16 protein-coding genes and 1 riboswitch are annotated in these 10,451 nt (G+C 69.6%); of the genes, 12 read left to right on the forward strand and 4 right to left on the reverse strand.

Annotated elements, in window-relative coordinates; translation table 11 throughout:
- Positions 1–39: 39 nt before the first annotated feature.
- Positions 40–750 (reverse strand): HisA/HisF-related TIM barrel protein, encoded by a 711-nt coding sequence (locus tag VGC47_05055; GenBank protein ID HEX9854663.1) that lies wholly within the window; start codon positions 748–750, stop codon positions 40–42.
- Positions 751–828: 78 nt separating this feature from the next.
- On the opposite strand from VGC47_05055, the gene VGC47_05060 reads away from it, so the two are divergent.
- The 12 genes from VGC47_05060 to VGC47_05115 all read left to right on the forward strand — a co-directional run bounded on the left by VGC47_05060 (position 829) and on the right by VGC47_05115 (position 9,223).
- Entirely contained in the window at positions 829–1,140 is a 312-nt protein-coding gene (locus tag VGC47_05060; GenBank protein HEX9854664.1) for a YerC/YecD family TrpR-related protein, read from the forward strand.
- Positions 1,137–1,991 (forward strand): ATP phosphoribosyltransferase, encoded by an 855-nt coding sequence (hisG, locus tag VGC47_05065; protein ID HEX9854665.1) that lies wholly within the window; start codon positions 1,137–1,139, stop codon positions 1,989–1,991. Before VGC47_05060 ends, hisG begins: the two co-directional genes overlap by 4 nt.
- 2 nt (positions 1,992–1,993) lie before the next feature.
- Positions 1,994–3,292 (forward strand): histidinol dehydrogenase, encoded by a 1,299-nt coding sequence (hisD, locus tag VGC47_05070; protein ID HEX9854666.1) that lies wholly within the window; start codon positions 1,994–1,996, stop codon positions 3,290–3,292.
- Positions 3,289–4,356, forward strand: coding sequence for a histidinol-phosphate transaminase (locus VGC47_05075; GenBank protein ID HEX9854667.1), 1,068 nt, complete (start codon positions 3,289–3,291; stop codon positions 4,354–4,356). Before hisD ends, VGC47_05075 begins: the two co-directional genes overlap by 4 nt.
- Positions 4,353–4,937: an imidazoleglycerol-phosphate dehydratase HisB gene (gene hisB, locus VGC47_05080; GenBank protein HEX9854668.1), complete on the forward strand. Its 585-nt coding sequence runs from the start codon at positions 4,353–4,355 to the stop codon at positions 4,935–4,937. The genes VGC47_05075 and hisB overlap by 4 nt, the downstream gene beginning before the upstream one ends.
- Positions 4,934–5,551: an imidazole glycerol phosphate synthase subunit HisH gene (hisH, locus tag VGC47_05085; protein HEX9854669.1), complete on the forward strand. Its 618-nt coding sequence runs from the start codon at positions 4,934–4,936 to the stop codon at positions 5,549–5,551. Before hisB ends, hisH begins: the two co-directional genes overlap by 4 nt.
- Positions 5,541–6,299, forward strand: a complete 759-nt coding sequence (gene hisF, locus VGC47_05090; protein ID HEX9854670.1) for an imidazole glycerol phosphate synthase subunit HisF — start codon at positions 5,541–5,543, stop codon at positions 6,297–6,299. The genes hisH and hisF overlap by 11 nt, the downstream gene beginning before the upstream one ends.
- Positions 6,296–6,907 (forward strand): bifunctional phosphoribosyl-AMP cyclohydrolase/phosphoribosyl-ATP diphosphatase HisIE, encoded by a 612-nt coding sequence (hisIE, locus tag VGC47_05095; GenBank protein ID HEX9854671.1) that lies wholly within the window; start codon positions 6,296–6,298, stop codon positions 6,905–6,907. Before hisF ends, hisIE begins: the two co-directional genes overlap by 4 nt.
- Positions 6,908–6,944: 37 nt before the next feature.
- Positions 6,945–7,355 carry a carboxypeptidase-like regulatory domain-containing protein gene (locus VGC47_05100; protein HEX9854672.1) on the forward strand — a complete coding sequence of 137 codons (411 nt, stop codon included), beginning with the start codon at positions 6,945–6,947 and terminating at the stop codon, positions 7,353–7,355.
- 18 nt (positions 7,356–7,373) lie between these two features.
- Positions 7,374–7,910, forward strand: coding sequence for a DUF1697 domain-containing protein (locus VGC47_05105; protein HEX9854673.1), 537 nt, complete (start codon positions 7,374–7,376; stop codon positions 7,908–7,910).
- A gap of 117 nt (positions 7,911–8,027) precedes the next feature.
- Complete coding sequence (locus VGC47_05110; protein HEX9854674.1) at positions 8,028–8,507, forward strand: TlpA disulfide reductase family protein; 480 nt, start codon at positions 8,028–8,030, stop codon at positions 8,505–8,507.
- Complete coding sequence (locus VGC47_05115) at positions 8,507–9,223, forward strand: prolipoprotein diacylglyceryl transferase family protein (GenBank protein HEX9854675.1); 717 nt, start codon at positions 8,507–8,509, stop codon at positions 9,221–9,223. The genes VGC47_05110 and VGC47_05115 overlap by 1 nt, the downstream gene beginning before the upstream one ends.
- A 3-nt stretch (positions 9,224–9,226) precedes the next feature.
- On the opposite strand, the gene VGC47_05120 is transcribed toward VGC47_05115, so the two are convergent.
- Genes VGC47_05120 through VGC47_05130 form a run of 3 tightly spaced genes read right to left on the reverse strand, consistent with a single transcriptional unit; the run spans position 9,227 to position 10,345 of the window.
- Entirely contained in the window at positions 9,227–9,565 is a 339-nt protein-coding gene (locus VGC47_05120) for a DUF190 domain-containing protein (protein HEX9854676.1), read from the reverse strand.
- A 13-nt stretch (positions 9,566–9,578) separates the two neighbouring features.
- The gene (locus VGC47_05125; GenBank protein ID HEX9854677.1) at positions 9,579–9,932 is read right to left on the reverse strand and encodes a CrcB family protein; all 354 of its coding nucleotides are present in this window, start codon (positions 9,930–9,932) and stop codon (positions 9,579–9,581) included.
- Positions 9,929–10,345, reverse strand: a complete 417-nt coding sequence (locus VGC47_05130; protein ID HEX9854678.1) for a CrcB family protein — start codon at positions 10,343–10,345, stop codon at positions 9,929–9,931. The genes VGC47_05125 and VGC47_05130 overlap by 4 nt, the downstream gene beginning before the upstream one ends.
- 20 nt (positions 10,346–10,365) lie before the next feature.
- A riboswitch (Fluoride riboswitch) is annotated at positions 10,366–10,426 on the reverse strand.
- Positions 10,427–10,451: the final 25 nt, after the last annotated feature.

Raw genomic sequence — 10,451 nt, forward strand, 5'->3', positions numbered from 1 at the left:
CGCGACGTTCGATGCATGTCTCATTCTGCCATGCCCGGGTCAGGCTACCGCGGCCATGGCGTCTGCGAGCGTGAAGCGACCCTCGTAGAGCGCCCGGCCGACGACTGCGGCTTCGACGCCCGCGGCAGCGAGTGCTTCGAGGTCCTCGAGGCTGCCGACGCCGCCAGAGGCGACGACGGCAAGAGCAGGAGCGAGGCGACGGACGCGCTCGAGGAGCGCCAGATCGGGGCCGCCCATGAGGCCGTCGCGCTCGATCCCCGTCACCATCATGCGGACCACGCCCTGATCGGCGAGCCGACCGGCGATCTCGTCGGCCGGTCGCCCGTCGTCGAGCCAGCCGCCACCCTTGGCGCGGCCGTCCCGCACGTCGAGAGCTGCCACGACGGCTTCGCTCCCGACGGCCGCAACGGCCTCGTCGATGACGGCCGGGTCCCACACTGCCGCTGTTCCCATGACGACGCGCCCCGCCCCGGATGCGACGGCGCCGGCGGCCGCCGCCGCGGTCCGAACGCCTCCGCCGAACTGGAAGGGAACCCCGGCGTGGGCAAGCGATGCGATGAGAGCGGCATCGCAGATGCCACTGCGCGCCCCGTCGAGGTCGACGACGTGGACCATCCGGGCTCCGGCGACGGCCCAAGCCCTCATCTGGGCAGCCGGATCGTTCCCATACAAGGTGACGCCCCGGAAGTTCCCTTGCGAGAGCCGCACGACTCTGCCGTCGAGCACGTCGATGGCGGGCAGGATCTCCATGGACGTTCACTCGATTCTGTTATATTGTGTTAACATGCTACAACACCGCGACGGCTTCAGACACGAGAGCGCAGGCCGATGACGGCGTCACCCTCATCAGACGATTGGCGGAACGACGACACCGCAGCGCTGTTCGACGCCATCGTCGACCTCGCCGACCGCGACGAGGCCGCCGCCTTCTTCCGCGATCTGTGCACCCGCCGGGAGCTCGAAGAGATGAGTCAGCGCTGGGCGGTTGCCCGCCTGCTCGAGAACGGGCTCCCATACCGCGAGATCCACGAGATCACCGGCGTCTCCACGGCAACGATCACCCGCATCAACCAATGGGTGCAGCACGGCACGGGAGGCTACAGGCGGATGCTCGAACGCGCCCGAGAGGAGAGACGGTGACGCCCATCAGGATGGCCGTTCCCAACAAAGGGAGGCTCGAGGATCCGACGGCCTCACTGCTCGCCCAGGCAGGGCTGCGGTACGAGAAGACCGACCGAGCATTGAGCGTGCCGGTGCGCGGCGCCAACGTGGAGTTGCTCTTCGTGCGCGCCGAGGACGTCTGCGAGCTCGTCGCCGACGGTGTCGCCGCACTCGGTGTCACGGGCCTCGACCTAGTCATGGAGAGCGAGCTCGGGCTCGACGTCGTATGCGAGCTCGGATACGGGAACTGCACCCTGACCGCGGCGGCTCCCAACGCCTCGGAGGTGGCAGGCGTCGAGGACTTCGCAGGACTCAGGATCGCCACCTCTCACCCCAGGTCCACCAGCCGCTTCTTCGCCGGCAAGGGAGTCGACATCACCACCGTCCCGCTGACGGGTTCCGTCGAGGTTGCGCCCAAGCTCGATGTCGCAGATGCGATCGTCGACCTCGTGTCCTCGGGGAGCACCCTGCTCGTCAACGGCCTGCGCCCGGTCGTGACGCTCCTCGAGTCCGAAGCCGTCCTCGTCGCGACCGCCGATCGCCGGGCCGACGGCGGCGACACCGCCAGGGTCGTGACGATGCTGCGCGCCGTGGTAGCGGCCCGCCGCAAGCGGTACGTGCTCATGAACGCTCCGGCGGACGCCCTCCCCCTGATCGAGGAGATCATCCCCGGCCTCGACGCTCCGTCCGTGGTCCCCCTGGCAGGGAGCGACCACGTCGCGGTGCACTCCGTCGTCGACGCCGACCGCTTGTGGGACGTGCTCCCCCGCCTCGAGGCCGCCGGCGCCTCAGGGATCCTCGTGCTGCCGATCGAGCAGATGATCCCGTGACGATGGAGATCCGCCTCGTCGACCTCCGCTCGGCGACTCGCTCCGAGCTCAACGCATTCTTCAGCCGGGCCGCCGTGCCGGACCACGCCGTCCGGGCGGCGGCTTCGAACATCGTGTCGAGCGTCAGGTTCGGCGGCGACGCCGCGGTCCTCGACGCGGCAGAGCGCTACGGAGGGGGACGCAAGGACGGTTCGATCCGGGTGCCCGACGAGGAACTGCGGGCGGCACTCGACTCGCTCGATCCCAACGTTTCCGCAGCGCTCGAGACGGCGGCTTCCAACGTCCGGGCGTGCCACCTTCCGCAGCGCCCGACCGACTCGCAGGTCCAGGTGGGTCCCGGTATCTCGATCCGGCGCGTCTGGACACCGCTGCGACGGGTCGGGGTGTACGTCCCGGGAGGAGGAGCCGCCTATCCCTCGTCGCTTCTCATGGGCGTCATTCCGGCACGAATCGCCGGTGTCGGCGAAGTGGTGGTCGCCTCGCCGGCCGACCAGGGCGGCAGGCACCCCCAGGCGGTCCTGGCGGCAGCCGCCATGCTGGAGGTCGACGAGTTCTACTCGATCGGGGGCGCCCAAGCCATCGGTGCCCTCGCATACGGAACCCAGACCGTCGCCGCGGTCGACAAGGTCGTTGGACCGGGCAGCGTCTGGGTCACCGCAGCCAAGCTGGCCATATACGGCGAGTGCGCAGTGGACCTGCCGGCAGGCCCGAGCGAGGCTCTCGTCATCGCCGACTCGACCGCCGACCCCGTCGTGGTGGCCGCCGACGTGCTGTGTCAGGCCGAGCACGGCGAGGACTCGCCCGTCGTCCTGGTCACGACGGCCCCGGCGGTCCTCGGGCGAGTGCTCGACTCGATCGAGAAGCAGCTCTCCCGGCTCGAGAGGGCCCAAATCCTGCGAACCGCCCTCTCGAAGCACGGCGCCATCGTCCTGGCGCCCGACATCGACGCTGCCGTCGAGTTCGCCAACCGATTCGCCCCCGAGCATTGCAGCGTGCACACGGCCGACGCGCCGTCCGTCGCCGAGCGGATCGTCGCCGCCGGGTCGGTGTTCGTAGGGCACTGGTCACCAGAATCTGCGGGCGACTACGCCAGCGGGGCCAACCACATCCTCCCGACAGGAGGCCTCGCCAAGGCGCACGGTCCCCTCGGCGTCGAGGACTTCGGGTCGTGGCGCCAGATCCAGGAGCTCACCGAGCAAGGCCTGGCGTCGCTGCGCGGCACGATCGCCACCCTGGCCGCCACCGAAGGGTTGACCGCCCATCGAAACGCCGTTGAGATCCGGTTCGGAGACGGCACATGAACGCACCGAGATACGAGTGGCAGCCGACGTCGGAGGAGATCGCCGAGCGCGCCGGCATAGCTCCATCCGAGGTCGAGCGGATGGACCAGAACACGTCGCCCATCCCGACCGGGTGGGCACTCGACGTCGTCGCCGCTCCGAGCAGCCGCCTCAACGAGTATCCGGCGGCCAGCTACTCGGTGATATGCGAGGCGGTCGCCGCACTCACGGGCCTCGAGCCTGACAACGTCGTGCCGGGGGCCGGGGTCGACGAGCTCATCCTGCTGGCGGGACGGGCCTTCCTGAAGCCTGGATCGAGGGCGGTGATGGCGGCGCCGGCGTACCCGCTCTACGAGATCGCTTCGCTCCAGGTGGGCGCCACCGTCGTCGAGGTGCAAGCTGCCGGTCCGGGCTTCGACTTTCCGACGGGCGCCGTGGTCGAGGCGGCCCACCGGGCCGACGTCGTCTGGCTCTGCACCCCCTCCAACCCTCTCGGCAACCGTGTACCCGACGAGGCGGTGGACGCCGTCGTCACGGCAACCGAAGGCGTCGTCGTGCTCGACGCCGCCTACGCCGAGTTCGCCGGCGACGGGTGGGCGAGGCGGGTGCGCCGGCACGGCAACCTCCTCGTGATGCACACGCTGTCCAAGGCATACGGGCTCGCCGGGGCGCGAGTGGGGTACGCCATCGGTCATCCTGACCTGGTGGCGGCCATCGATGGTGTCCGCCCTCCGGGGAGCATCGCCAGCCTCTCGGTCGAGCTCGCCGTCGCCGCACTGCAGGACGGCAGACGTGTCACGGAGCTGGTCGGCCACGTCGAGTCCGAGCGCGAGCTGCTCACCAAGCGGCTCGAAGAGGTGGGGCTGCGGGTGCTGCCTTCCGTCACGAACTTCGTGCTGTGCGAGGTCGGCCGACGAGCGCATGACGTCGAACGCCTCCTCATGGACCGCGGCATCGTCGTCCGCAAGTTCCCGACAGGCGGGCCCCTCGCCGACTACCTGCGATTCACGGTCCGCACGCCGGCGGCCCACGACCGGCTCGTTGCCGCGCTGACCGAGATCCTCGACGCCGGAGGCGACACATGACCCGGAGTGCCGAAGTGTCACGCAAGACTCTCGAGACAGACGTGCGCGTCCGCCTCGATCTCGATGGGACGGGTACGGCACAGGTGGCCACCGGCGTCGGGTTCTACGACCACCTGCTCGGCGCCCTGGCCCACCACGCCATGTTCGACCTGGAGGTCACGACGGCCGGCGACCTGGACGTCGACGAGCACCACACCGTCGAGGACGTTGCGCTCGTACTCGGCCAGGCATTCGCCGAGGCGCTCGGCCAACGGGCAGGCATCGCCCGCTACGGCGATGCCACAGTGCCGATGGACGAGGCGATCGGCACCGCGGTCGTCGACGTCGGGGGGCGACCATACGCGGTGCTCGACCTCCGCTTCCACGGTGAGCGGATCGGGGCGCTCGGAACCCAGATGATCCCGCATGCGATCGAGTCGTTCACCAGGGCCGCCGGTGTGACGATCCACCTCACTGCGGACGGTGCCAACGACCACCACATCGCAGAAGCGGCGTTCAAGGCGTTGGCGAGGGCGCTTCGTGCTGCCACAGCTCTCGACCCGCGTCGCCACGGGGTCGCCTCGACCAAGGGCGCCTCGTGACTCGCCTGGCAGTCGTCGATCACGGGGCAGGGAACATCGTTTCAATCGTTCAGGGACTCCGGAGGGCGGGCGCAGACGTCGTCGTTGCCGAGCACCCGGGCGAGATCGGGGACGCCGCCGGGTTGGTCCTGCCGGGCGTCGGCCGCACCGGCGCGGCGATGGAGCGCCTCGAGCACGCCGGGTTCGTCGGAGTGTTACGAGCTTGGGAGCGTCCACTCCTCGGGATATGCGTCGGCATGCAGCTCCTCTTCGACGCCTCCGACGAGGACGGCACCCCGTGTCTCGGCATCGCACCCGGCGAAGTGGTTCGCCTCGACGACGCTCCACTGCTCCCCCACATCGGATGGAACGACGTCGCCCTGTCCGGCGACCGTCTGTTCACCGGGCTCGGCGAGACGGAGCCGTTCTATTTCGTGCACAGCTACGCCCCCGTGCCCACCACCGCGGGGATGGTCATCGGCACCGCCGAGTACGGAGCCCGGTTCGCGGCGGCGATCCGTCACGAGAACGTCGCCGGGGTGCAGTTCCACCCGGAGCGGTCCGGCCGGGCGGGCCTGCTGGTTCTCCGCAACTTCGTCACCGCCGCCGAGGAGGCTGCTGCCCGTGCTGCGTAGGAGGGTCATCCCGTGCCTCGACGTCGCCGCGGGGCGCGTCGTCAAGGGCGTCCGGTTCGTCGACCTCGTCGACGAAGGCGACCCGGTCGAGCTCGCCGCACGATATGTCGAAGAGGGTGCCGACGAGATCTGCTTCCTCGACATCACCGCATCGAGCGAAGACCGAGCCACCATGCTCGACGTCGTGCGCAGGACGGCAGGGTCGGTGTTCGTACCGCTCACGGTCGGGGGCGGCATCCGCAGCACTGCCGACATGCGGGCCGCCCTTCGAGCCGGGGCGGACAAAGTCTCGGTCAACACCGCGGCGGCCGACCGTCCAGACCTCATCGGCGAGTGCGCCGCCGAGTTCGGTACACAATGCGTCGTGGTGGCCATCGACGCCAAACGCACGAGCGGCGGGGGCTGGGAGGTGCACACCAACGGAGGCAGGACGCCGACCGGCAAGGATGCCGTGCTGTGGGCGGCGATCGCTGCGGAGCGAGGCGCCGGTGAGATCTTGCTCACCTCGATGGACCGTGACGGCACACACGACGGATACGACCTCGAGCTGCTCGACGCCGTCCGGTGCGCGGTCACCGTCCCCGTCATCGCCTCGGGTGGCGCCGGATCGGTGGCGCATTGCGTGGCGGCCCTGCGGTATGCAGACGCCGTCCTGGCCGCCTCGATCTTCCACAGGCGCGAGATCGGCATCGTCGAGCTGAAGCGCGGGCTCGCCGGCGCCGGAATCCCGGTGCGGGAGGTGGCATGACGAGCGAACGCATCGAGCCCGGCGCCGTGGCGCTCGTCCCGATGGTCGTCCAGGACGCCGACACCGGCACGGTGCTCATGGTCGGGTACGGCAACGACGAGAGCCTGGCGGCGAGCGTTGCCAGCGGGCAGGTCCACTTCTGGAGCCGCTCGAGAGACGAGTTGTGGCGCAAGGGGGCGACCTCCGGCAACACGCTCGAGCTCGTCGGGATGCTGCACGACTGCGACGGAGACGCCGTGCTCGTCCTCGCTCGACCGGCAGGACCGACCTGCCACACCGGTTCCACGAGCTGCTTCGAGTCTGACGGGCCACCATTCGCCGCCCTCGGCAGGCTCCATGCCACGATCAAGCAACGCCTCGTCGAGCAGCCCGACGACTCGTACACGGTGGGACTCGTTGCGGGCGGCGTCGACGCCGTCGGCCGCAAGCTCATCGAGGAAGCCACGGAGGTGCTGATCGCAGCGAAGGACAACGCCGCGGGTGACTCCGATGTCGGCAGAGTGGCCGAAGAGGTCGCCGATCTCCTCTACCACCTGCTGGTGCTGATGGCCGAGCGCGCCGTCGAGCCGGGGCTCGTCGCCAACGTCCTCGACGAGCGGTCGCGTTGAGTCATCGCAGAGTCGCCTCCCGGTGGAACCGCCCGCCGTGCCGCGACGTCTGAGCGTCATGCGATCCGTCGCCGCCCTCGTGGTCACCGCCGCGCTCCTCGGAGCATGCACAGTCGAGAGGACCACCGAGACGATCCCTGGCTACCCGGTGTCGGGCATGGTCTTTGCAGGTCCAACGTGCGCCGTCGAGACCGATCCGCCAGATCCCGCATGCGCGGCGCGCCCCGTGGCCGGTGCCCATCTCGTCATCATGCAAGGAGACACCGAGGTCGGCGAGGTCGTCACCGATTCAGAAGGTCGCTTCTCGCTGGACCTGCCGGAGGGTGACTACGTCGTCGTTCCTCAACCGGTGGAGGGTTTCCTCGGCACAGCCGACCAGGTGAGCTTCACGGTCGGGGCCGGGCTGAACCCTGAGGTCCAGATCGCCTACGACACCGGCATCCGCTGACCCGCTTAGCCTGTCGCCATGTCGACCCGAACCCGATACGTGGCGCTTCTGCGCGCCGTGAACGTCGGAGGCCGCAGGGTCGCCATGGCGGACATCCCCCACCTCTTCGAGTCTCTCGGCCACGCCGACGTCACGACATATCTGCAGAGCGGCAACGTGTTCTTCACGAGCGGAGCCGACGAGGAGCCCACCCGGCGTGCGCTCGAGATCGAGCTGGCGGAACGACTCGGCTTCACGATCGATGTCGTGCTGCGCAGGGCCTCCGAGCTGGCGGCTGCCATCGCTCGGAACCCGTTTCCGGGCGCCGCGGCCGAGCCGACGACGCTCCACGTGGCCTTCCTGGTCGCCGCCCCGACCGGAGAGGCCGTCGCCGCAGTCGAGCCCGACCGCTCCCCTCCTGATCGATTCGAGGTGCGAGGGCGGGAGATCTTTCTCAACTATCCACACGGCTCGGGTCGCTCGAAGCTCACGCTCGACTGGCTGGAGAGGCAACTCGCGGTGCGCGGCACGGCCCGCAACTGGAACACGGTGACGGCCATCGCCGACCGTCTCTGATCGAGGGGCTCTTGCCCCACAGCAGCGTCCTGACCTTGTCTCTCTGAAGGCAGCGGGGGCCTCCGCGTGCTGCCTCCGACCAGCGAGGTCGAGCTTGGCTCGCCGTACACTCCTCCGATGCGCCGCCTCACGCTCTCTCTCGTCGTGTTGCTCGCCGCCTGCGGCGCCAGCTCACAGAGCATCGACGACATCCCCGAGCTGCCTGCCGTCTCCACTGCGGACCTGACGAGCCTCCTGGCGGGCTCCGACCTCCCGGTGATTGTGAACGTGTGGGCGTCGTGGTGCACTCCGTGCCGCTCAGAGGCCCCGTTGCTGGCGGCCGCCGCCGACGAGTACGGGCCGGAGGTGCGATTCGTCGGCCTGAACGTCCGCGACAGCCAGACCCAGGCGAGAGAGTTCGTCGCCGAGTTCTACCGGGGAGCTGCCATCGAGAACGTCTACGACAGGGAGGGTGGCGTTCCGGTGGACCTCGGTGGCAGCCGCGCCGTGCCGTTGACCTTCTTCTTCGCCGCGGGAGGAGAACTGGTCGTCCTCCACAACGGCGTCATCGACGAACGAACGCTCGCCATCCAGATCGACGAGCTCCTCAGAGGCTGATGGAGTTCACTCTGCTCTTCGCCGCCGCGGTCGGCCCTGGTGCCGCCTGGATCGTGCTGCGCTTCGGGGAGCCCCACGACGAGGCCGAGGCTTCCCGGCGGGAGCTGTGGGACACGATGCTGACGGGGATCATCGCCGGTGTCTTGGTGGGCCGCCTGGCGGCCATGCTGACGGCAGGCGTGAACCCGATCACCCACCTCGGTGACGTCGTCGTGATTCGCGGTGGGGTCGCCACCGGATGGGCGGGGCTCGCCGGCCTCGTCACGATCGGCGTGGCAGCATGGCGACGGCGCCGGCCGAAGCTCCCCGACGCACTCGCCCCGGCTGCGCTCACCGGTTTGGCCGGGTGGCACGCAGGTTGCGTGTTGCGGAGCGCCTGTCTGGGCACGCCGACGTCGCTCCCTGTTGGATGGGCGCAGCCGGGCAGCGAGATCGTGCGGCACCCCGTCGAGCTCTACGCGGCCGCCTTGCTTTTCTTGGCTGCGGCGCTCGTCTCGATCTGGCGCCGCCGCGCACCTCTCTTCGCCCCGGCAGGCGCGGCGCTGGCGGCCGCCGGGATGGCGCGCCTCGTCACCGAACCGCTGCGCCCCTCATTGCACGGCGGGCCCGTCGCGTGGTACGCCGGGGCGCTGGCAGCGGGAGCGCTCGTGGCAGCGGTGGCGCTCGCCCGCAGATCGGCGAAGCACGACCGCGAGCCGCCGCCACCGCGACGGTGAGCGTCAGGGTCTCTCGGCGCGGTAGATGCGCACTTCGACGCGCTCGATGGTCACGAGGCCGTCTCCGATCATCGCCTCCAGCTCTGGAAGGATCGCCTCGATCTTGGGTGCGGTGTCGACGCACTCGATGACGATCGGCAGGTCCTCGGACAGCCGGAGGATGTGGGCCGTGTGCAGCCTGCTCGACTTGCCGAAACCCTCGATCCCCCTGAGTACGGTGGCGCCCGCCAGCCCGGCACGACGCAACGTGGCGACGATCGCCTCGTAGAGCGGACGTCCCTCGTGGCTGTCCGATTCGCCGATGAAGATCCGGAGAAGGCGGCTGTCGGATGCGTCGTTCACGTCGAGCTCTCTCTCATCGAGTCAAGTAATAGCCGAACGCGGCTGCCCCGACACCACTGACGAGCGGGACGAGCAGGTTTGCGAGTGCCGCAGGCCTCCAAACGGGGAGCGCTCCGAGGCGAACCGTCTCGACCATCCACGTCGAGAACGTGGTGAAGCCCCCGAGGAACCCTGCGACGACGACGAGCGGCAGCGAGCCGGAGTGGAGCCCGCCGGTCGCCAGTCCGATCCCGAGGGCGCCGAGTACATTGACGGCGGCGGTGCCGAGCGGGAGCGCCGACTGCGATCGTCTCTGGACCGCCCCGGTGAGGACATACCTGGACAGGGCGCCGACCGACCCGGCGACCACGGCAAGCACCGTGTTCATCTCGTCGTACGCCCGATCTGCTCGCCTGCAGCAGCCATGATCAGCCCGCCGGCGGTCGAGGCGAGGACATACCCGATCCCGACTGCCGACCGCCCCGCCTCGACGAGTTGGACGACTTCGACACCGAACGCCGAGAACGTCGTGAAGGAGCCGAGTCCGCCGATCGCCCAGAACCGCAACCCCCACCGTGAGCCGGCCGCACGCTCCCGCCTCGCCAGGTACCACCCGAGCAGGAGCGATCCCGCCAGGTTGACGGCGAGCGTTGTCGTCGGGAACGCTCCCGCAGGTGTCGCGGCCAACGCGCCGGCCGCCGTCCTCGCAGCGGAGCCGACCAATCCCCCACCGATCACTGCGAGCGGGATCGAGGCGCGCTCGAGAGTCGGTCTCCGTCTCTGCTGGTCCTCTGCTGGCATGGCCTCTGCGAGTCGACCTGGTTCTTGCAGGAGCCATCAGCCGTTCGGCGGTCGAAGGCGAGCTCCATCGCCTGGCGGCGAATGATAGAGCCGTCACCCCCGGCGC

This window comes from Acidimicrobiia bacterium (assembly GCA_036396535.1).
GTDB lineage: Bacteria > Actinomycetota > Acidimicrobiia > Spongiisociales > UBA5794 > DASWKR01.